This is a genomic window from Blautia sp. HA9023 (genome assembly GCF_056504095.1).
The window spans coordinates 1,215,989-1,236,691 of the sequence record NZ_JBWLUR010000006.1 but is presented as its reverse complement, the minus strand read 5'-3'; the positions used below and the strand labels follow the sequence as shown (position 1 = coordinate 1,236,691).

Annotated in this window: 25 protein-coding genes and 1 tRNA gene; all 26 read right to left on the bottom strand. The window is 41.4% G+C overall.

From position 1 onward, the window contains the following. The coding region (locus AC04Q6_RS09760) for a VirB4-like conjugal transfer ATPase, CD1110 family (protein ID WP_476389656.1) at positions 1-1,476 on the bottom strand (1,476 nt) is incomplete at its 3' end. After that, positions 1,358-1,822, bottom strand: a complete 465-nt coding sequence (locus AC04Q6_RS09755; protein WP_005344185.1) for a PrgI family protein — start codon at positions 1,820-1,822, stop codon at positions 1,358-1,360. The genes AC04Q6_RS09760 and AC04Q6_RS09755, both read right to left, overlap by 119 nt. A gap of 22 nt (positions 1,823-1,844) precedes the next feature. Then, entirely contained in the window at positions 1,845-2,714 is an 870-nt protein-coding gene (locus AC04Q6_RS09750; RefSeq protein WP_005344182.1) for a VirB6/TrbL-like conjugal transfer protein, CD1112 family, read from the bottom strand. 12 nt (positions 2,715-2,726) lie between these two features. Next, entirely contained in the window at positions 2,727-2,942 is a 216-nt protein-coding gene (locus tag AC04Q6_RS09745) for a Maff2 family mobile element protein (protein WP_017144663.1), read from the bottom strand. 121 nt (positions 2,943-3,063) lie between these two features. Then, positions 3,064-4,923: a VirD4-like conjugal transfer protein, CD1115 family gene (locus tag AC04Q6_RS09740; RefSeq protein WP_476389663.1), complete on the bottom strand. Its 1,860-nt coding sequence runs from the start codon at positions 4,921-4,923 to the stop codon at positions 3,064-3,066. A 23-nt stretch (positions 4,924-4,946) separates the two neighbouring features. Next, a complete protein-coding gene (locus AC04Q6_RS09735; protein WP_026650181.1) occupies positions 4,947-5,438 on the bottom strand; it encodes a PcfB family protein in 492 nt (163 codons plus the stop codon). A gap of 70 nt (positions 5,439-5,508) precedes the next feature. Then, entirely contained in the window at positions 5,509-6,189 is a 681-nt protein-coding gene (locus tag AC04Q6_RS09730) for a phage antirepressor KilAC domain-containing protein (RefSeq protein WP_242981928.1), read from the bottom strand. Between the two features lie 40 nt (positions 6,190-6,229). Next, positions 6,230-6,667, bottom strand: coding sequence for a hypothetical protein (locus AC04Q6_RS09725; RefSeq protein ID WP_119247870.1), 438 nt, complete (start codon positions 6,665-6,667; stop codon positions 6,230-6,232). A gap of 13 nt (positions 6,668-6,680) precedes the next feature. After that, positions 6,681-7,091, bottom strand: a complete 411-nt coding sequence (locus AC04Q6_RS09720; RefSeq protein ID WP_119247869.1) for a single-stranded DNA-binding protein — start codon at positions 7,089-7,091, stop codon at positions 6,681-6,683. A gap of 621 nt (positions 7,092-7,712) precedes the next feature. Beyond that, complete coding sequence (locus tag AC04Q6_RS09715) at positions 7,713-7,922, bottom strand: DUF6219 family protein (protein ID WP_119247868.1); 210 nt, start codon at positions 7,920-7,922, stop codon at positions 7,713-7,715. A gap of 75 nt (positions 7,923-7,997) precedes the next feature. Continuing rightward, entirely contained in the window at positions 7,998-8,522 is a 525-nt protein-coding gene (locus tag AC04Q6_RS09710) for a flavodoxin family protein (RefSeq protein ID WP_055176454.1), read from the bottom strand. A 24-nt stretch (positions 8,523-8,546) separates the two neighbouring features. Next, entirely contained in the window at positions 8,547-9,104 is a 558-nt protein-coding gene (locus AC04Q6_RS09705; RefSeq protein WP_044925306.1) for a hypothetical protein, read from the bottom strand. A 45-nt stretch (positions 9,105-9,149) separates the two neighbouring features. Then, on the bottom strand, positions 9,150-9,455 hold the full coding sequence (locus AC04Q6_RS09700) for a hypothetical protein (RefSeq protein WP_028087788.1): 306 nt from the start codon (positions 9,453-9,455) through the stop codon (positions 9,150-9,152). A 105-nt stretch (positions 9,456-9,560) separates the two neighbouring features. Further along, the gene (locus AC04Q6_RS09695) at positions 9,561-10,607 is read right to left on the bottom strand and encodes a DUF6017 domain-containing protein (RefSeq protein WP_330376465.1); all 1,047 of its coding nucleotides are present in this window, start codon (positions 10,605-10,607) and stop codon (positions 9,561-9,563) included. A 72-nt stretch (positions 10,608-10,679) separates the two neighbouring features. After that, complete coding sequence (locus AC04Q6_RS09690) at positions 10,680-11,546, bottom strand: ParB/RepB/Spo0J family partition protein (RefSeq protein ID WP_026650282.1); 867 nt, start codon at positions 11,544-11,546, stop codon at positions 10,680-10,682. Beyond that, a complete protein-coding gene (locus AC04Q6_RS09685; protein ID WP_026650281.1) occupies positions 11,536-12,342 on the bottom strand; it encodes a ParA family protein in 807 nt (268 codons plus the stop codon). The genes AC04Q6_RS09690 and AC04Q6_RS09685 overlap by 11 nt, the downstream gene beginning before the upstream one ends. After that, a complete protein-coding gene (locus AC04Q6_RS09680) occupies positions 12,314-12,706 on the bottom strand; it encodes a plasmid mobilization protein (RefSeq protein WP_044925303.1) in 393 nt (130 codons plus the stop codon). The genes AC04Q6_RS09685 and AC04Q6_RS09680 overlap by 29 nt, the downstream gene beginning before the upstream one ends. A 3-nt stretch (positions 12,707-12,709) precedes the next feature. Beyond that, positions 12,710-13,789, bottom strand: coding sequence for a site-specific integrase (locus AC04Q6_RS09675; protein ID WP_024854000.1), 1,080 nt, complete (start codon positions 13,787-13,789; stop codon positions 12,710-12,712). 2 nt (positions 13,790-13,791) lie between these two features. Continuing rightward, positions 13,792-13,989 (bottom strand): MerR family transcriptional regulator, encoded by a 198-nt coding sequence (locus AC04Q6_RS09670; RefSeq protein WP_024853999.1) that lies wholly within the window; start codon positions 13,987-13,989, stop codon positions 13,792-13,794. Further along, positions 13,986-14,204, bottom strand: a complete 219-nt coding sequence (locus tag AC04Q6_RS09665; protein WP_008393122.1) for a hypothetical protein — start codon at positions 14,202-14,204, stop codon at positions 13,986-13,988. The genes AC04Q6_RS09670 and AC04Q6_RS09665 overlap by 4 nt, the downstream gene beginning before the upstream one ends. After that, a complete protein-coding gene (locus tag AC04Q6_RS09660; RefSeq protein WP_008705329.1) occupies positions 14,197-14,424 on the bottom strand; it encodes a hypothetical protein in 228 nt (75 codons plus the stop codon). Before AC04Q6_RS09660 ends, AC04Q6_RS09665 begins: the two co-directional genes overlap by 8 nt. Positions 14,425-14,850: 426 nt before the next feature. After that, positions 14,851-16,428: a glutamine-hydrolyzing GMP synthase gene (guaA, locus tag AC04Q6_RS09655; RefSeq protein ID WP_118170009.1), complete on the bottom strand. Its 1,578-nt coding sequence runs from the start codon at positions 16,426-16,428 to the stop codon at positions 14,851-14,853. A gap of 120 nt (positions 16,429-16,548) precedes the next feature. Next, positions 16,549-18,090: an alanine/glycine:cation symporter family protein gene (locus AC04Q6_RS09650; protein WP_021976325.1), complete on the bottom strand. Its 1,542-nt coding sequence runs from the start codon at positions 18,088-18,090 to the stop codon at positions 16,549-16,551. A gap of 738 nt (positions 18,091-18,828) precedes the next feature. Continuing rightward, positions 18,829-18,901, bottom strand: a tRNA-Lys gene (locus AC04Q6_RS09645). An 87-nt stretch (positions 18,902-18,988) separates the two neighbouring features. Then, complete coding sequence (locus tag AC04Q6_RS09640) at positions 18,989-19,162, bottom strand: hypothetical protein (RefSeq protein ID WP_161206342.1); 174 nt, start codon at positions 19,160-19,162, stop codon at positions 18,989-18,991. A 208-nt stretch (positions 19,163-19,370) separates the two neighbouring features. Beyond that, the gene (locus AC04Q6_RS09635; RefSeq protein WP_021976326.1) at positions 19,371-20,699 is read right to left on the bottom strand and encodes an MATE family efflux transporter; all 1,329 of its coding nucleotides are present in this window, start codon (positions 20,697-20,699) and stop codon (positions 19,371-19,373) included. Positions 20,700-20,703 lie beyond the last annotated feature (4 nt).

Genomic DNA, 20,703 nt, shown 5'->3' with positions numbered 1-20,703 from the left:
CTTTGCTGAGAAAGACTTACCGGAACCTGGTGTACCAAGAATCAGTCCATTCGGGTTCTTCAAACGTTTCCGATCAACCATGATCATGTTGTTGGATAATGCATTCAATCCATAATAAAGAGCCTCCCCTTCCTGAAACAGTTCCTGTGTCGTAAACGGCACGAAGATCGCTGTTGAAGATGTGGTAAGTCCTCTCTGGATTTCAATCCGATTGACTCCCAGTGGAATACAGGACATAAGTGCAGCTTCCTGCTGATAATCCAGCTGTTTTAAGGAACAGTTATATTTCTGTGCGATTCCTTGTACCTGGAAAATATTGTTATCCAACTTCTGACGCTTCTTTGCGGTATTCATTACCAGAACCGTTACAAGGAACATCCTCTCATTTCTGGACTGCAGATCTTCCAACAGGTTCTTCGCCTCTTCTCCATAAGTCACAAGGTCCGACGGAAGCACATCCATATCATAACCGGAACGTACTGCCCGCTTCTGCTCTTCAATCTTCATCTTATCCAGATCTGAAATCTTACTCTTGATCATCTTGATCGCAGAACTCTGGTCAATGGACTGGATATGAATGTTGATATTGATGCTGTCATCCACATCCAGGAAGTCTGCAAGCATCCGGTCTGTAAGCTCTGGTGCCAGAATCTGCAGATAACTCACACTTCCCATCGTTCTTCCCATCAAAAATGTCTGATTCTTAGAAAAGTTAAAGGAAGTCGGTGCAATAAAATCTTTGGTCTTTAATCCTGTTTCTGGAAGCATCTTATACTGGAACTTAAATGGTTCAATCCGATCCTGGTTGAACACATGATACATAATCTCCAGCCTTTCCAGACCATTCAAGGAATGTGCCTGTGCTCCCAGGACCTTAAAGTTATTTAAGATATCTGTTTCGATTCTTTCAAGCCTTGGCCTTGCCACCTTCAGGCTTTCTGCTTCGATTCCAAAAGTGATATACTTTGTCTTCACCAGACCATTATTTCCTTTGGAAAGCTGATTTTTCAGCATAGTACGGTACTCTTCACGAATGGCATTGAAGTCATCGTTCTGATCCGGAATATCAATACTTTTTTCAAATTCTGCCACATCCACCTGCTGATTGATAAAGGACAGCTGCACACTGATGGAAGAATCAAAGTAATTTAAGAAATCACAGTAATTTTCAAATATCGTGGTCTTATCCTCATTTAAAGCAAGCTGATAGTTGATGTCATAAAACTGAATCGTCTTGGAGAAAAAGGTCTTTGTCACCTGGCAAATACCATCCTGCAGCATCCGAATATACGGAATACTCTGCTGTGCAGTTGTAGGAATGTTTTTCTGTTTCCTACGGTCCCGTTCCTGCTTCTTTCTACGCTTTTCCTGTTCTCTTTCTTTTCTGCTTTTTTTGTTTCTTCTTTCCTGACGGTTTCTTTTTTCCGCCAGGGACAGACGCTCCTGCTGAGCCTCCTGCTTTGTCTTTTTTGCCATCCGGCACACCCTCCTTTTTCACAAGGGTGGAAATTTCCTGATAAAAATTTTCTGTCTTATATGGTCTTACTGCCGGACAGATAAACTTCTGTCGAATGATATTTGCCACCACTTTTTCAAAGGGAAGACCGTCTTTTTCATACATTGCCATGAAGAAAAACGGAAGCATAATCGTTACCATCAGGATGGCTGCGATACTGGAACCGATTGGTTTTCTCATGACCAGATAAAACGGAATTCCCACAACTGCGGCAAGTGAAAAGAAAATCAGCTGCCGCTTTGTCAGATTTAACGCTACTTTTGTTTTGACCTTGGTAAGGTCTTTGGGTACTGGTACATACGCCATGTATGTGCTCCTTTCCTGCCCGTTAGTGGGCATTGAATATTGATTTGCTAAGGCTTCCGGTCTTGAATAATGAAAATGCAAGAATCACGGTATAAGCCGCTACTGAAAACATTGCTGCATGAAGGTCACTGGATATGGTCATTGCATTTACTAAAACTGCATAAATTCCCACACAGACCATCATGAAGAATCCCTGAAATGCCAGTGCGAACAAGCCTTTTAAATAGTTGTTTCCGATATTGCCCCATTCCTTATTGGTCATGGTGGCAAACGGAATTGGTGCTATGGAAGTATAAAGGTAAATCTCTATCATTCTTCCGTATAAAATAACGGTTATAATGATCGACAGAATCCGCATGGTAATACTGATCAACAGTGTTTCCATGGATAACAAGAACAAATCCCCCAGTTCCATATCTTCCAGTGCATCCACAATCCTTGTGATTGCTTCCGATGCATCCACTGCTGTGTTTCCGGAAATTACTCCGGCGGCATTGTTGACCACATGCTGGCCAACGTCAAAGACCGCCATCGTGATATTGAACGTATTCGTCACCAGATAAATGGCTACATACGCCTTAAAGATCCAGAGGAAAATGTTGTAAGTCTCAAATTCATGGAAATTGTTTTTCTGCGTTACCATCGTAATCAGTTCATAGCACAGGACAAATGTGATGATCAGTCCCGCAATGGGGACAATCACCGTTTGGGAAATGTTCTGGATCAGATTGAAGATTCCGGCATTCCATCCCTGCGGTGTCTGTCCCACCTGCCCGGCTATGGTTCCCACCTGCTCATTGACAGACGTGAACATGTTATCCAAACAGGACTTGATAAGCCCGATCAGGATATCCTTTATCGCTTCCGTAATTCTCTCAATGATGGTGTTCATCTACCACTCCTCTTAAGAGAACAATGTTGCCAGCTGTGGAATCAGGGTAGTTCCCAGCAGCATGATTCCGGCACCAGCCATCAGCTGTTTGATGCCCTGGCTCTTAGCACCGGGATTGTCGTTTCCATATCCTTCCAGAAGGTTTACGACACCCCACACGCCAAGACCTGCGCCGATTGCGACTACAAGAGTTTTTAAAGTTGTAATTGCACTGCTAAAAAATGCCATATACATTCACCAAAACTGACTTCTTTCAGGTGTTTACGGGAACGAAAATACACCGACTAAAAAGCCGGTGCACCTAATGTCAGTTATTCCTTTCCTCATTATTTTCTGTTCATTCCCAAGGTTACTCCGACAGTTCTACATGAATTACTTCCACCTCTTCTTCAGATTTCGGTGTGTACTGCGGATTTAACTCTTTCTCTACTTTGTACCGGTTCTTCTCGTTTTCATCTGCAAGAAGCCGATAGTTTTTGTGTTTCGTGATATCATATTTGTCCGAGAAAAATGGTCTGGCCCCACGGATCTGCAGGATACATTTTCCACCATCCATGACTGCAATCTCATCTTCTGTCATCAGCTGTTTGCCTGTTTTCTGGTAATTCAATCCAAAGGACTTCTGATTGCTCCTCGTTTCCGAAGTGTTATACAGGTCAATGGTTTCCTTACCCAGAAGCTCGCTCATTTCCTTTAAGGTAGTTTTCTCTTTTCCTCCAAGAAATAGTGTGGTATCACAGTTACCCAGAATAGTATCTGCACTATCCTTATACATTGCCTTTAGCTGACTCTGTGACTGCAAAATAATAGAAGCAGAGATTTCCCTGCTTCGGATGGTTGCGATTAGCTTGTCAAACTGTGGAATCTGCCCGATGTTGGCAAACTCATCAGCGATGACACGCACATGAACTGGCAGTCTTCCACCATACTCATCATCTGCCTTGTCGCAAAGCAGATTGAAAAGCTGTGACTGTAACATGGCAATCACAAAGTTAAATGTTGTATCTGTATCGGACATAATCAAAAACAAGGCTGTCTTCCTGTCTCCGATCTTATCCAGTTCCATTTCATCATAAGACATGATCTCACGAAGTTCTGCTATATCAAATGGTGCCAGCCTCGCACCACAGGAAATAAGAATACTTTTGGCAGTTTTGCCAGCCGCCATTTTGTATTTTTTATACTGTCTGACCGCAAAGTGCTGCGGATCTCTTTCTTCCAGTTCCTGGAACATCATATCCACTGGATTCTGGTAAGTTTCATCCTCTTCACGGGTTTCGCTTTCATTCAAAAGATCCAGAAGGGTATTCAGATTCTTTTCCTCTTCATCTCCTTCATACCAGATAAAAGCAATCAATGCCGTGTACAACAGCTTCTCTGCTTTCACCCAAAAATCTTCGGAAGCTTTTTCCCCTTCGCCTTTGGTATTAACAATGATTGTTGTAACCAGCTTCAGGATATCTTTTTCAGACCGTATATAAGCAAATGGATTGTAATGAAGCGATTTGGAAAAGTTGATAGTATTCAGAACCTTAATCACATATGGTTCGTGTACTACTTTTCCTGATTTATCTTTCATAATATTTCCATTCTTATCTTTCTTAGGTGGTCCCTTTGCTAACATCTTCCCGCACTCCTCGATCAGAGTGCCTTTCGGATCTGTAATGACCATGGAACAGTTCATCTGCATGACTGACGGCTTAACGAAAAATCGAGTTTTTCCGGAACCACTGCCGCCAATGACCACTATATTTTTATTTCTTGCATACTTTGGCTGTTTAGGTCTACTTTCCATAGTCAATGCTTCTGTTGCTGTTAATGGAATATTCATCCAGGGATCTTCCGACATATAAGGTTTAATATCCTCAGCGTTTCCCCATCTAGCTGAACCATACTCGATTCCTTTCCGGAGTTTCTTTGCATCTGACTGTTTCTGCCATACCAGTAATTTCAGAATGACAGCTGCTACAATTCCTGTCAGCATATCACGCCAGTTAAAACTTGGCTGCAATCCAGTAAGAACCCTGTCTGCATGTTCCATCGCATATAATAGCTTGTTCCCAATATCTTCTCCCAGACTGTTTCTGTAAAGAAATGATGCCCGATTTGTATAAAAAGCAGTTAAGATATATGGGATATTGGTAAGAACCAGTTTCTTTTTATCCAGGGCGGACAGCCTGACCCTGATCTTATTCTTCCATTTTTGCATCAGATTTTTTCCGATTTGCTTTTTCATCGGCTCTGCTCCTGATGCCGGTTCTTTACTTTGTCCTTCGATTTCTTTGGCATCATTGCTCTGTAAGTTGCAAGACGCTTGTGAATAGAAGGCTTATTCGCTTTTTGAATCTGTTTCTGGGAAAACTCACGGAAAGCAGCATTGAGGGCATCCTGATCACGTCCTTTAAAAAACACCAGATACATCGGTGGATCTTTACTCTTATCTTTTTTCAAAGCATAATTGATCCCATATTTTCTGGCATAACGTTCAAAGGACTTGATATTCTTATTTGTGATCTCGATATTGACCATCCCGGCATTTTGTTTTGCCAGCTCTTTTACCGTAACCTTTCCCTGTTTCGGCTGATTCTTCTTCGCTTTCTTCTCTACCGATTTCTGCTTCTGATGACGCAGATAAGCAGCAAGAACCTTTTTCAATAGATCTGCTGTTACTTTGGTAGTCCGAATACAGAACGTGACCGTTTTCTGAGTTACCTCTTCCTGCATGATTTTCCCTCCTTTCAGCGATTTAACTGCTGTCCAGATCTGTAATCATGGCAACCACCTCCTTCATTCTTTACTCTTCCTCCGCACACAACGCTTTAAAAAATTCTTTTCCTTTTGGTGTAACCAATGTCTGTGAACCAAGATGTCCATTGTTAAAATAGTCTTTTACAATAAACAGATCATTGTTCTTCTCCACCGCATAGGGAAGCAACGTGCCGGATGGACTTCTATATAGAAATCCTCTATTTAAAAGAAGTTTCACAAATTTTCTTTCTGGAAATTCAATCTCTTTTGCCGTCGTTCGAATATTGGTGCATTCTCCTGTAATCATGAAATGATCATAATAATCTGCTTTTGGCTGCATATCCTTTACACGATTTTGTAATTCTCGATTTCGATTATTTTCTGCCAGAAGTCTCTCGGCAAATTCTAAAAGAAGTTCTGGGTTATCCTTTACTCTGTCTAAAAGATCAGTCTCTAAATATCCGCCTGTTTTCCTAATAGCCGGAAGCACCTCATCAAATACCCACTTTTCAAAATTCTGTGCTGACTTCAAACGACTTTTTGTAATCAGCCGATATACATCTCCCTCTGGAATAAAAATCATTGGCTGCACACCACCAGATGTAAGGACGCCCCGTTTCAGGGCCCCCTTGCAATGAACATTTATCGCATTTCTTGGTTTTGCATATCCCAAAGCAAATGCTACATCAATTCCAGAAAATAAAAGTCTGCCTCCATCTTCAATCATACGGATGGAACCAAACTCCGAATTGTGAAACTCTGTAATTTTATAATCCGTCTTCTCCATCCTCTTCTCCTCCTGTACCGGAAAGTAACATCAAACCATTTTCAATGATTGTGCTCCGAATAAACTCTGCTACATTCACTGTTAAATAACCAAGATATTCTGCAAGGAAACCTCTATATTCCTCTTCTGTCAGTAATTCCTCCAGTGCTTCCAAGTGAGCAGTCACTTTAGAAGTCTGTTTTCCGCCAAGCAGCTTACCTAATATTTCTGTAAATTCCTCTGTATCACATGACTCAAACATACATAAGATCATCTCCATTGTTGTTTCCAAAACTAAACGATCCATTTTCATTTTTGTCAGCTCTTCCATTGTTTTCATGGAAGTCATAAGTGCATCGCTTGTCATATGTTCTGTATTGATTCTTCCTTCTGAATCAACCAATCCTATTGCAAATAATTCTAAAAAGTATTTTCTCATAAATCTTGTCCTCCTATCGAAATGGCATTTCTTGTTCAAGTTCTTCTGGTATATCAAATGGAATCTTCCTCTTCTCTGTTGGTTGAAATCCGTCAGATTCTTCTTTTTTTGTTTTGGCTTCTGCAAACTCTACATTATCCATAATGACTTCGGTATAATAGGATGCAGTTCCAGTCTGTTCATCTTTGATCTGAGAGATTACCAACTCTCCGGAAAGAGCAATCTTAATTCCTTTTTCAAGATATTTCTCCACAAATTCTGCATTATTTCCATAAGCTGTGATCATCACTACAAATGCTTTGCTCGTGCGATTTCTTTTTACTACCAGTGGAAACCTGGATACTTTGGTTTGTCCCTTTTGCGTAGATGCCAGCTTAGTTTCTGGATCTCTGGCAAGTCTACCCATTAAAACAATCGTATTCATGCTTCTTGTCCTCCCTTTCTTCCTGCAACACCTTTCCCTGGTATTTCAAAAACAGGATAATAATCTGTGCATTTTCTGCACGAAAAAATGAGGAATGGAGTCGAACCATTCCCCACTTGCTACAGGATTTCTCCTGTAATATAAATAAGAATATCTAAGTATTCGCATTTGGGCTTTGTCTGTACATATACATCTGATCGTTATCATTCCAGATAACCCGGCTGTAAAAATACAGTCACAGTCTCTGTTTCAGCAGAGGTCCTGTACCTTTCGGTGGTATCATTATTGCTTCGCTCTTCCCGTAGGAGTCTTCGCCTGCACGAGCCGGACTATCTCCGGTAAGCATGTTCCTCAAGATGTATCAGCTCCTTCAATTGTCAAGGTGCAATCGGAAGAACTGTCTGAACCTCTTTTACGTTTGTGATTTTTGGAAATCAGAGGATTTTCAATTTGCCTTCCATATACTCTGTATTAGGAGCGACAAAATCGGACATGATTTTAGAAATTTTTATAAATTATTTTTTTGAGGTGTAAAAAGACATAAAAAAAGATGTCAGGATTTCTCCTGACACCGTAGTGACTGTGCCAACTTCGTGCCCAGTGGGCACAAGGTTGATTGTATTATTCTTCATTTTCTAATGATATTGGTTCTTTCTTTGTTTTCTTGTTTTTAGATATCATCTTATGACCTGTATAAATAGCCATAATCATACAAAGCAAAGAACTTGCCGCAAAATATTTATGGCTTGATTTTGTTCCTTTATATCCAGTATAAAATGTTCCTAGCATCGTTAACAATGCTCCGACAGACCAATATTCATGAGCTTTCATTCTAACATCTCCCTTTGTGTTAATTTTAATATGTACCTTTTGATAAAATATGCAAACTTGAATTTGGTGTGTGCTTTATAAATTTTTTCCAATCCACTCAAGTTCGTTCATGGAATCCTTATTTTTTTCAAGTTCATCTCGGGCTGTTGCATAATATGATTTTTTGAAAAGCATATCCCATGAAAGATATTTTGCCATACAGTCAAACTGCTTATCAATCAGCTCATACTGGATGCTGCCTACGGGAGAACCACCTACAACAATTGTGCCAACTTTTTTGTTTTTTAACTGCAATCCACGGCAGTAGCACTTATCAATGATAAGTTTCAATTGTGCTGACATTCCCCACCAATAAACTGGTGTAGCAAAAAGAATCATATCTGCGGCAGCAATTTTATCAATGGTAGAATTTGTATCATCCTTATCGACGCATCCCTTAGAGCATTGACAGACACCACATCCCTTGCATGGTGCAATGTTGAGTTTGTCGGGTTCAATGATTTCAATTTTATTCTTTTCTGACGCTCCTTTTATAAATGCATTGATTGCTGCCAGCGTATTTCCTTTTCTGGCACTTCCATTAATGATTACAATTTTCATGCGTGTATCCTCCAACTTCCGATTTCATGATATCATTTCTAATACAGATTTTACCGTATTTTTCAGATTCAGTCCATCTTTTAATCCCAGTCGATAGAAAAATTCTTCTGTTTCTGCTCCACTGCTAAAAATTGCATTACAGTATTCCGTAATCACTTCTTCCTGTTCTTGGGATAACGTTTCCAGTAATTTCTGGTATTTCTTATCAATCTCACTTACTGGCTCTTTATCCTGCTTTAACTTCCATTCTGAATATGCTTTCCCCATATGCTCTGTAATTGTCAGATTCACAAATTCCTGCACTTCCTCGGATATGGTGCTCGCAGATTCCTGTTTATCTTTCTTTTTATCATTTGATTTTTCAAGTGTCGTGTCATCAATATAACGAATGATTTCTCGAATATTTGACTTCATCGACTGCAGATATCCTTTCATCAGCACAGCTACTTTTCTAGCATCCGATTTTTCGGTTTCTTTTTCCAGCATATAAAACTCTTCCAGTTCTTTCAGAATATCCATCCCTGCTTTCATCTGAAATTCCACCTCAAGCAAATCATCCATCACTTTATATAATTCTTCCATTGTTTATTTCTGCCTTTCCATATAGCGCCACTATATTTTCCACAATCATCCAAAAATAAATTCCTGTAATCCACATTTCACAACTTCAATTACTGCAACTATCCCCATACCGATATGTGGGAGTAGAACAAACACTACTGTCGTAATAATCGCTGATTTCATTGTCCAGTCCGTACTGATTCCAAACCCAATACTCAAAACTTCTGTCACAACAGAGATTCCGGCTATCAGATAGCAGAATCCAGCAGATAACCCAACCAGGAACACCAGCACAATATTCACCGCTGCAAGTACCAGCCAAACAGGAGCTGCAATAATTCGAAATGGCAGTTTTATCATAAATCTCAACATAATTCTTCCTCCTACTTTGTGCCCAGTGGACACAAGGTTATTTTAGCATATCTGCCAGATATGACTATCTCTTTTTAAACTTCGTGCCCAGTGGGCACAAAGTTCTTACCTGTCTGGAATATCCTTCCCCCAGTACATGTCATGTCGAACTTCAGCATCATAAAACTGATTGATTGTTGCAGGAGCGTTATACAATACCGTCAGCATATACTGCCGGATATTCTTCACTTTGCTTGTACTCCTGTCAAGACTGAAAAACACATACTGGATGTGTTCATACCCGACTTTGAGCAAACGGCTCTTGACCACTTGTGTAGGCACAGCTTCCCCATTGATCTGTTGATATGTCTTTGTCGAACATATTGCATCCAGCATCAGCTCTACCAGCTCTTCTACTCGTCCAGTTCCATAGCTCTGACAAAGGATCTCATATTCGATATTATCATGAATTAACTGTCGATACTCATTTCTCTCCTGTATCCTATCTCTCCCTTTCTCTTGTTCAGATAGATATTGATAAGATTCATTCTCACTAAATTCAGTATAATTATATTCAGTATTATTACAGTTTGTTTTTGAAACTTCTTGAAGTTTGTTTTCTAAACTTCTTGAAGTTTGTTTTTCAAACTCCTTGAAGTTTGTTTTTGAAACTTCTTGAAGTTTATTTTTCAAACTTCCTGAAGTTTGTTTTTCAAACTTCTGTGTATTTACGGGCTTTTCCGGCTCTTTTTTCGCATATTCTTCTATTTCTGTCTCTGTATTTTCTTTTCTCTCTGCTACATTTTCCGGTGTTTCTTCCGAATCAAAGATTGCTGGCTCATCTGGATATTCTGTCAGGCTGAAATTTTTCACGTAAATAACATTTGTTTTTCCAAGTCCGATTCGCCTCTTCTCAATCAATCCAATCCCTTTTTCCTGATCCAGCTCTTTTAGACAATTCACAGCCTTATTCCTGCCACAGTTAAGCATTTCCATAATCTCTTCCACCGAAAAGAAAATATATGCCCTGTCCTCTTCATCAAACCACCGGTTCTTGATGGACAGTGACATCCGGTCTAACATCAGTCCGTACAGCACCTTTGCTTCGCAGGAGAGATTTTTAAAATATTCACTTGTAAACAGCAGTTTGGGAATACGATAAAAACTGTACATATCGCATTCCATTCCTTGAAAATAATGGAATGTTGCTCTTATACTCATGACACATCCCTCCCTTCGTACTTATCAATGATTCTGATTGCTCCATTCCTCCAAAAGCTGACATATAACAGTCCGTATCTTCTGTTCATCATACTCTGGAGGAAAATACTTCTTAATTTCATCCTGTTTTAATGTTACCGTTGTTTTCTTTTTACGCTCTCCTATAACCAGGAGCCGCACAATCTCTTTTGTCAGCGTTTTTTCTTCTCGATGTTGCCTTATTTTTTTTGCCTGTTCCAGACTTGGATATTTTCCGGTACTCTCATGCACTTCCTCCACCATCTCCTGTTCTGGAACCGTAAGGTAGGAAAGCTCTACACCTACCTGCAATCCGATCACATCACGATCTACTGCGTTTAATAGGTCATTCATCAGATAAGTAAGCCGGATATAGCGATACACCTGCCTTGCACTGTCATTTGCGTTCTTTCCAATGTCTTTCGCACTGATACCGCCTGATGTTCCCTGATGATTCATTGCTTCCATCTTCATACGGTAAGCAAATGCCTTTTCACTTGGGAGTATATTAGGTCTCTGCAGATTGCTGTCTACCATCGCACGGACAGCTGTATCTTGATCCATATTTCTGATAATAACCGGAACCTCTTTAAGACCAGCAAGTTGTGCCGCATGTCTCCTTCTGTGACCGGCGATGATTTCATATTCACCATCACCCAGCGGTCGTACCAGTAATGCTGTAAGAATTCCCTCTTCTTTCACACTTTCCACCAGTTCCGCCATTGCCTCATCATCATTTACTTGAAATGGATGGTTCTCGAAAGAATGTAAATGCTCAAGTGAAACCTGCTGGATATCGTTCGTTTCTTCTCCTCCTCCAAGTAATTCATCATAAGATGTCAGTTTTATCTTCGATGCACTTCTACCTTTCATCCAAAAGCACCTCCTGTGTCATCTGCCAATATGCAGCCGCTACTTTTCCTTTTGGATCATGCTCAAATATGCTGATTCCTTCCGCACTGATTTCAGCTGCTCGTACTGAAAATGGAATACTCTGTGGAAAAATCTTAATCTGGTTTCCATATGTATCAAAAATCAGATCAGATATATCTCTTGCATAGTTCGTTCGGTTATCCACCATTGTGATCAATATACCTCCAATTTTCAGTTGTTTGTTAAGCTGTCTTCGCACCTTTCCTATCGTCCGTATCAGCTGTTCTAGACCCTTTACAGGAAGATAAGCCGCCTGGACAGGTATAATAACTGCATCGACACTGGCAAGTGCATTGATCGTCAGCATTCCAAGTGATGGCATACAGTCAATCAATATATAGTCGTATTCTTCTCTCATTCTTTCTATATATTGTTTTAAGACAAGTTCCCTGCTCATAATATTTACAAGTGAAACTTCCATTCCAGAGAGTTCGATGTTTGCCGGAATCAAATCAATTCCTTCCTGGTGATGTAAAATTCCCAGTGTATTTTCAAATAGTTCATCTTCTACAATCTTTGTCAGAATAGTAGCCAGTGTGATTGGTAATTCATCTGGGTTATGATACCCAAGACTTGCTGTCATACTTCCCTGCGGATCATTGTCAATCACAAGCACTTTCTTCCCTGCTTTTGCAAGTCCGACTGCCAGATTCACGCAACTTGTTGTCTTGCCAACCCCGCCTTTTTGTGAACACAATGCCAGCACTTTACAATCCTTCATTACTTTCTCTTCCATCCTTTTTATCCTCCCATAAATAACTTGAACCTTTCAGCATCCATAATGCTGCTTCCAAAAATGCAAGATACCGTTCTGTCATACTATCAAGAACCGGTTCTGAAATAACTGGTTTTTCAGACTTCAAATCTTTTGCCACATCCTCCAAAACCAAACTCATTTCCTTCATTTCTGACCGGATAATCTCAATTGTTTCTTTCTTTCCAACAACACATACATGATTGTAAATGCATGATCGGACGATATAATCCTGTTTTTTCATTCCGCTCACTTTCACTCGTTCTTCAATTGTTGCTTTTTCATAAGAATTCACCCGAAAAGAAATGGTCGTTGTGTTGTGTTTTCCATGTCTGTCACCAGCCATCGCTTATTCCTCCTCTTCCTCATGTTTCTTATCTAGCAAACCTGCTAATTTACTCTGTGTAGACGGATACAGATGTGAATAAGTGTTCAACGTGGTTTCCACCTTTTCATGTCCAAGGCGTTCTGCAATCTCCAATGGAGCCACCCCCATATCAACCAGCATACTGGCATGGGAATGGCGGAGATCATGAAGTCGTATCCGCTTTACACCAGACCGCTCGATTCCGGTAGCCATACAATGTTCCATATGCGATTTGGTAAACCGAAAAAGTCTTTCCTTTTTCATAATTCCATACAAATGACTGCAATACTCCCGAAATTCCTCTGCAAGAAAATCCGGCATCGTAATCACACGGATACTCTTTGGAGTTTTCGGCTGCGTGATCATATCCTTTCCTTTCAGTCTCTGATAAGATTTATTGATTGATATGGTTTTCTCTTCAAGATTGATGTCATTATAAGTAAGTGCAAGCAATTCACCGATACGCATTCCGGTCCAGTACAACAAAAGAAACGCCATTCTTGTCTCCGGCTTATCACTTACTGTCTCCAGAAAAGCATTGAACTCTTCCTGCATCCAGAAGTCCTTCGGTTCTCCTTTACTCTTGCCAATCGCTCCTGCCTTCCTGCAGGGATTATCCTGCAGGTTATAATACCGCATTGCATAATTGAAGATTGCAGTCAGCTGGCAGTTCACTGTTTTCAGATAAGTAGGAGAATATCCTTTTCCATTCTTATCCTTATACGTCAGCAACTCATTCTGCCATGCACGGACGTCTGCCACCGTAATTTCACTGAGAATCTTCTTTTCAAAATAAGGCTTGATTTTCAGGTCAATAATATATCGCTTCGTGTACATAGTGTTTTCTCTGAGACGGACATCCATATCTTTGTAATAAATCTCCAGAAAATTTCCAAATTCAATATCCACACCCTGGCTCTGCTGTTGCAGGAAATCTCTTTCCCATTCCTTAGCTTCACCCTTGGTCCTGAATCCTCTTTTCTGTTTTCTTTTCCGATTTCCCTGCCAGTCTTTGTAATAGACCTGTACTTTCCAGTTTTTTCCTTCTTTGTAAACCCCCATTGCTAATCCTCGACTTTCATGCCATAAATCTTTTCTGCCAGGAATTTCGTAGAGATTTTTCCAGCTACTACAATATAGCCTTTTGCCTTCAATTCTTTGTTGTATTCTCGCATCAGACTATATGCATAAGTTTTTGAAACTCCAAGAATTGCACACACATCATCCACATCCATATACATTTTTTCCTGCATCATACTCATACCGCTTTATCCTCCTTCAAATACTGCTCAACATGTTCCAGACCATAGATCTTGTCCTCTACATAGCGGGTTGGCACCCGACCGAGAATCACATAATAGTTCTTGCTTGCCAGATCGGCATTCATTCTTTCCACTACCCGGTAAGCAAACGAAACTGATAATCCAAAGAGTTCTGCAATGTCTTCCACTGATAAATACATTTTTCTCTTACGCATGAAACCATTCCTTTCCCTCTTCCTGTGGAATCTCACAAGTATCTTCTACTCCGTAGAAACGCTTCACAAAATACTTTGTCGGAACTTTTCCTCTAAGCGTCAGGTAGCCCTGTTCTTCCAGTTCCTTGTTCAGATTTCCGATGATTTCATAAGCCGATGTCTGTTTTACTTCCAGAAGTTCACATATATCGGCTGCCTTTAAAAATAATTTATTCTGCATAATCAGTACCTCCTGTGTTTTGAATATTTATCTCTTCATATACTCTGTACTGGCAGATGCAAAATCGGACATCATTTTCCGAAATTTATCAAATTTTCTTGTTTTTTAATTCTCCATCAGTGTGATTACTGTGTCATGGAGTTTAAGCTCATCGAAAGTAAAGAACCTTTCTGTGGTATCTGTTTTCTAAATGCAGGCAACAAAAAAACAGTCTGCCTTGACGAAAATCACTTCAATCAAAACAAACTGTTCTTCATATTTACTCTAATTTTATTTTATGAGAATAACCGATTTCACGAAATTTGCAGGTGAATCTGGAATATAAACAAGAGAAAAAAATAATTTTTAAACTCCATTTGCACTCCATTTGGTCTTTTCGACACCCCGCAAAGCCTTTATTTATGGGCTTTTCCGCGATTTTTCAAGCTACTCAAACTCAATCGTACCAGGCGGCTTACTAGTAAGATCATAGAATACGCGGTTCACGCCCTTAACTTCATTGATAATACGGTTCATCACCTTATTAAGTACTGCATAAGGAATCTCTGCGGACTCGGCAGTCATGAAGTCAATGGTCTTAACTGCGCGGAGTGCTACTGCGTAATCGTAGGTTCTGAAGTCTCCCATTACGCCTACGCTTCGCATATTGGTAAGGGCTGCGAAGTACTGGTTTGGCATCCAGGATGGGTCTTCTCCGTGTTCTTTTTTGTAGTCGGCGGCTGCTTTGTCGACTTCTTCACGGTAGATGTAGTCTGCATCCTGTACGATGCGTACTTTTTCTTCGGTGACTTCTCCGATGATACGGATTCCAAGGCCTGGGCCAGGGAATGGCTGACGGAATACCAGTCTTTCCGGAATTCCAAGTTCGAGGCCAGCTTTACGAACCTCATCTTTAAAGAGGTCACGGAGTGGCTCGATGATTTCTTTGAAATCAACGAAATCCGGAAGTCCTCCTACGTTGTGGTGAGATTTGATCACTGCGGATTCTCCACCGAGACCGCTCTCTACAACGTCCGGATAAATAGTTCCCTGTGCAAGGAAATCTACGGCGCCGATCTTCTTGGCTTCTTCCTCGAAGATGCGGATAAATTCCTCACCGATAATCTTACGTTTCGCCTCAGGCTCTGTAACACCTGCAAGCTTGTCGTAATATCTCTGCTGTGCGTTTACACGGATAAAGTTCAGGTCAAACTGACCGCTCGGTCCGAATACGCCTTCAACCTCATCACCCTCATCTTTACGGAGAAGGCCATGATCTACGAATACACAGGTAAGCTGCTTGCCGATCGCTCTGGAAAGAAGTCCTGCTGCTACAGAGGAATCTACACCACCGGACAGAGCAAGAAGAACTTTTCCATCGCCGACTTTCTCACGGATCTCTTTGATCGTGTGCTCAACAAAGGCATCCATTTTCCAGTCTCCGGCGCATTCACAGACACCAAGTACGAAGTTGGACAGCATGGTCTTTCCTTCAACTGTGTGCAGTACTTCCGGATGGAACTGGATCGCGTACAGTTTCTTCTCCTCATTCTGTGCAGTTGCTACCGGACAGTCTGCAGTGTGTGCAGCGATCTCGAATCCCGGTGCAGCCTGAGAAATGTAATCTGTATGGCTCATCCAGCAGATTGTTTTGTCGGATACATTTTTGAAGATCTTGGAATCTTTTTTATCAATGAGAAGCTCTGTCTTGCCGTACTCGCTGACATCTGCTTTCTCAACTTTTCCGCCAAGGACATGCATCATGAGCTGTGCTCCGTAGCAAAGTCCAAGTACCGGAATACCAAGCTCGAATAATTCTTTCTGGTAAGTCGGTGAATCTGCCTCATAGCAGCTGTTTGGTCCGCCGGTAAGGATGATTCCCTTCGGATTCATCGCTTTAATCTTCTCAAGATCTGTCTTGTAAGAATAGATTTCGCAATATACATTGCATTCTCTGACACGTCTTGCAACCAGCTGATTGTACTGACCGCCAAAATCAATGACAATAACTAATTCTCTTTTCAAGGCTTTCCTCCTGTTGTTTATAACATCTTTAGAATCTGTTACTCATTATAAATGAGTGTATGCACTTTTACAATGCTAATTTTATCTCACGCCGGAATTTTTATTTTCTGCAAAAAAATTTCACTGTTTTTTCGCCCGCTCATCCCAGTAGACACAGTCATTTCTTCCAATTACTTCTGATGTAAACGGAGTGCCGTCATTCTTTTTGTAATGTTTTGTGGCACGGAAAACATATTTTGCGCCGACATAAACGATCGGTACGTTAAAGAACACGATCAGAATATTTCCAAGGTCAGAAAACGCCCAGAGATTTCCAAGTTCCAGTCCTGCAATATTGCAGAGGATTCCAAATGCGGCAACAAAAAGGCCGATACAACGTACAATATTGATGCAGATCTTATCCTTGCGGATACGATTTGCCGCGATTTCCGAAAAACTGATCATTCCCAGAAGGCAGGTAAACGCAAAGAGACAGAAACACAATGTCACAAGAAATGTAACGATTCCGTTCATTGCAGTTCCCGGAGTCAGCACAGCGATAGATTCCGTATATTTCGGAAGTTTATCAAGAGCCTGCCAGTTTTCCGCATCCGCACCGGTCCAGCAATGAGCCATAACTACCACAAATCCGGTAAGTGTGCAGATCACAATGGTATCCAGAAAAACTCCCAGGGAGGCGATCACACCCTGCTCACATGGGTGTTTTGCATCTGCTGCCGCCGCTGACATTGTAATAGTTCCCTGACCTGCCTCATTGGACATCAGGCCTCGTTTTACACCCTGTGCAAGAACCGTTCCAAAAACACCGCCAAAGAATGCGTCCGGCTTAAATGCTCCTGCAAAAACGCTTCCGAAGAAATATGGAATGCGGGTAAAGTTTAATATTATAAGAAGTAATACTACTACCATATAGAGCACCGCCATCACCGGCACCATCATATCTGTCCATTTGGAAACTTTTTTGATTCCGCCAAATGCGATGGCTGCTGTGAGAACTACGATCAGTGCTCCTACTATATAATAGAAGGCAGATCCGCTTGCGATGGTTGTTCCGGTTACAATCTCTGCCATACGTCCCACTGAGGAAACAACATTAAATCCCTGTGCAGGCAGACAGCAAAGGGCGTACAGAATATACAATACGGAAAGAAAAACTCCGATCCAAACTTTGTTTCCCAGAAGTTTTCTTCCATAGAAAGGAAGACCTCCTACAAATTCGTCGTCTTTTTTTTCTTTAAAAATCTGGGCAAGGACACCTTCCATATATGCCACTGCCATTCCGAAAAATGCGGAAATCCACATCCAGAACAAAGCTCCCGGGCCGCCCACTGCAATAGCACCTGTTACACCCAGAATATTTCCCGGTCCTACACGCATGGCCGAACTTAAGAAAAACGATGCCAGCGGTGAAATTCCTGTTTCAACGACACGTTTCTCGGTCATAGTCCGGATTCCTTTTTTAAAATAGGTCACCTGCATGAACCCAATCCTGAAACTGAAAAAAATTCCGGATCCAAGAAGCAGTATGATCGCAAAGGATATGTTTCCCAGAATGGGAATGCTGCTGTACCAGTCAAAATTTGTAGGAAAATCCCACAGAAAATCAGACAGTGGACCGATAAAGCTGAACACTCCGTTGATCGCCTCAAACACTCTCTCCATAGCTATTTCCTCCCTTTTTATCTGAAGGTCTCAGAATTGAATACAGACAGGCATTCCCATCCGTCACCTTCCATTTCCGCTTCAGATTTTTATGCTATGGTTTATTATACCGTATCGCCTTGCAAAAGTCCTCTTAATTTTTAGTATTTTTGAGTAAATTCCAGAATTTTCCATCCTTATGGCCTTTTTCACATCCGCTTGCAGATTAGTCTGAACAAACAGTCGAGAAGTTTCGCAGGATTTTATAAGACTTTATGAGATATTTAGATTTTAATCACAGATTTTTAAAATGCTTCTCACAGTTCCATCACATTTTGACGGTATATTATTAAGCAAATAAAGCACAAAGCTTTTTCATCTTATAGATCATTACTTATTTTTCTTTTCATACTCTGCCGGGTCCGTTCCAAGACCCGGCCCTCCTTTTTTTCTGAGATATTCTCCCATACATTCCGCTCCTGATCATCCTTCCTTTTTATCTTCTTACAAACTCCCATCGTATACCATCCTTTCTTTATTCAAAAGGATCTATACCTATAATCATGGTGTCTAAATCGGACACTCTGATCACATCTGATGATCGGCATTTTACTGTTTCCCGATTTTACCCCGATTTCGTTTCATTTCACTCCGTCCAGACAAAACCTCAAAAATTCCGTAACACGCATAAACACTGATTTTAAGCACAAAAAAACACCGTCCCCGCAGCTCCCATGTCTGCAAAAACAGTGCTTTTAGTGCGTCTTCAGGGGTTCGAACCCTGGACACCCTGATTAAGAGTCAGGTGCTCTACCAACTGAGCTAAAAACGCATATTTAATTGTTTGTCTTTCGTTTGTTTCGTTCCTCAAGACATGTTGTATTATACGTTATGGTTCGGTGAAAGTCAACACCTTTTTTTAATTTTTTTTATTTTTATCTTTTTTATTTTTTGTATCTTCATTTGATGCAATTTTGTTCAGTGTTTTTTCTATTTCTGACAGCGAATTTCTGATCTGGGCTGCCTGATTGTTGATGCTGCGGTTTACACTGTTGAGATTTCGTCGGAATGAACCGGATTTTCTTTTTTTCAAGTTTTCTTTCTCCCCTTTCCCATATTCGGCAGATTCCTGGTAAGATCATGAGCCTGCGCCTGAACAAACCAAACATTTACATACCACTTTACGTTCCTCTTTTCCTTATTTATTATATGAAAACAGGCCGATCAGTTTCCCGATCAGCCTGAAAAAAATCTTATTCACAATAAATGTCGCAACCCCGCAGGGGACTTACTTGATTTGGTTAAAACTCCACAGACTTCCACCATCGGACAACCAACACCACTGCAAGCAGTGCAGTCAACAGATCGGAAACCGCCTGAGACGCAAGCACCCCCTGATATCCGGCAACCCGAAGCGCCACATTCAGCACAATGGCAAAGATCACACCCTGTCTGCTGACGGACAGGAGAAACGCTCCCACTGCCTGTCCTGCTGACTGGAAAGTACAGGTACTGATCAGCACAATTCCCATAAACACCATACCCGCCAGCTGCAGGCGAAGCATCAGTGCGCCGTTTTCCACAACCGAAGGATCACTCATAAAGATCCGCACCAGCTGCGGGGCAAAAAATCCAAGTACAGCCATCAGGACAAGAGCCAGCCCGCCCTCAAACAGATAGGCAAATTTCAGCGTTCCCTTCAGTCTCTCGCGGTTTTTCGCACCATAATTGTACCCGATCAGCGGCTGCCCGCCAAAAGCAAAGCCAACAAGCACCAGCGCCGCGATCATATTGATCTTCATGACGATACCCATAGCCGCAACTTTATCATCACCGAATCCCAACAACGCACGGTTGGTAAGAGCAATCCCGATACTCTGCATCAGATTTGTCACCGATGCCGGAATCCCAATTGCAAAAACCGCTCCGATTTCCGCCCCTGAAATATGAAATCCCTTAGGGTTCACAGAGAGATTTCTGCTCTTCTTAATAAGAAACCACACGAAAAAAATATCCGTACATACATTTCCGATCACCGTAGCTGTGGCAGCACCTGCCGCACCCCAGCCAAGCCCGAAGATCATCACCGGGTCCAGAATGATATTCACAACCGCACCAAGCACAGAACCGATCATAGATGCTGTGGCAAAACCCTCTGTACGCAGCTGATTGGACGGCGTCAACGCCACAATGATAAACGGAGCGCCCAGTGCGATACAGGTATAATACTGAGAAGCATACTCCCAGGTTGCCTCACTTGCACCCAGCAACCCCAGAATAGGGCTTCGCAAAAGCATCAGAACAACGGTAACCACCACACCGCAGACAATGGCCCCATAAAAACTGAACACACTGATCCTCTTCGCATCCTCGAATTTCTTTTCCCCGAAAAGCCTGGAAATAAAAGAACTTCCGCCCAGGCCAAAAATATCTCCAAGGGCGATCATCAGCGTAAAGATCGGTGTACCCAGAGCAACACCCGCCACCAGATCCGTATTCCCGGTTCCCGCAATAAAATAAGTATCTACCATATTATAGATCAGCGAAATCACCATACTGAACACAACCGGAAGCGCCAGCTTAAAATACGCCTTCGGAATCGGATACTTTTCAAAAATCTCTTCCTGCATTTTA